Raw genomic sequence first — 1,512 nt, 5'->3', positions numbered from 1 at the left:
CCATGAACGCGGTGTACCGCGAAGCCATGGCTGACTGCGTTGCACGCCTGGTGGCCGACAAGGACAGCATCGCCGGTGTGATCATCACCTCGGCCAAGAAGACTTTCTTCGCTGGCGGCGACCTCAATGAACTGATCAAGGTCGGCAAGCCCGAAGCCAAAGCCTTCTACGACATGGTGCTGACCCTCAAGGGGCAGTTGCGCACCCTGGAAACCCTCGGTAAACCGGTGGTCGCGGCGATCAACGGCGCGGCACTCGGCGGCGGCTGGGAAATCTGCCTGGCCTGTCATTATCGCGTGGCACTGGACAATCCATCGGTGCAACTCGGCCTGCCGGAAGTCACCCTCGGCCTGCTGCCGGGCGGCGGTGGCGTGGTGCGCATGGTGCGTATGCTCGGCCTGGAAAAGGCCCTGCCGTATCTGCTCGAAGGCAAGCGGGTGCGGTCGCAACAGGCATTGCAGGCAGGGTTGATCGATGAACTGGCAGCGAATTCCGAAGAGTTGATGTCCAAGGCGAAGGCGTGGATTCTCGCCAACCCGACGGCGGTACAACGCTGGGATGTGAAGGGCTACCAGATTCCGGGCGGTACACCGTCAAGCCCTAAAGTCGCCCAGATGCTGGCGATTGCGCCGTCGATCCTGCGCAGCAAAACCCAGGGCACGATGCCCGCGCCGGAGAAAATCCTCTGTGCGGCGGTCGAGGGCGCCCAGGTGGATTTCGACACGGCGCACCTTATCGAAACCCGCTATTTCACTGAACTGACCACCGGACAGGTCTCGAAAAACCTGATTGGCACGTTCTGGTTCCAGCTCAACGAAATCAATGCCGGCGGCTCGCGGCCTCAAGGTTTTGAACCCTATGTCACCCGCAAAGTCGGCGTGCTCGGCGCCGGGATGATGGGCGCCGGGATTGCGTTTGTCAGCGCATCGGCCGGTATCGAAGTGGTGCTCAAGGACATCAACCGCGCTGCGGCAGAGAAGGGCAAGGCGCATTCGGCGGCGCTGCTGGACAAGAAAGTCGCTCGCGGACAAATGAGCATCGAGCAACGTGACACCGTTCTGTCCCGCATTCAAACCACCGAAAGCGATGCCGACCTGGCCGGTTGTGACCTGATCATCGAGGCCGTGTTCGAGGATCGGGATTTGAAGGCCAAGGTTTCGTTGGCGGCGCAGAAGGTCGTCGGCGCGGATGCGGTTATCGCTTCCAACACCTCGACCTTGCCGATCAGCGGCCTGGCGTGCGCCGTGCCCGATCAGAGCAAGTTCATCGGCCTGCATTTTTTCAGCCCCGTGGAGAAAATGCCGCTGGTGGAAATCATCAAGGGCGCCAACACCAGTGACGAAACCCTGGCCCGTGGCTTCGATTACGTCCTGCAAATCAGGAAAACCCCGATTGTGGTCAATGACAGCCGCGGTTTCTTCACCTCAAGGGTGTTCGGCACCTTCACCAACGAAGGCATCGCCATGCTGGGTGAAGGCATCAACGCGGCGATGATAGAGACTGAAGCGCGCA

General features: G+C 60.8%; 1 protein-coding gene. It reads left to right on the top strand.

Annotated features, from left to right (window positions below; all coding sequences use genetic code 11):
• On the top strand, window positions 1-1,512 hold a 1,512-nt coding region (locus ACXRVY_RS28555; protein ID WP_458238899.1), incomplete at both ends, for a 3-hydroxyacyl-CoA dehydrogenase NAD-binding domain-containing protein.

It is taken from the genome of Pseudomonas sp. P5_A2_2 (assembly GCF_054177685.1).
This window is presented reverse-complemented; position numbering and strand designations above follow the sequence as displayed.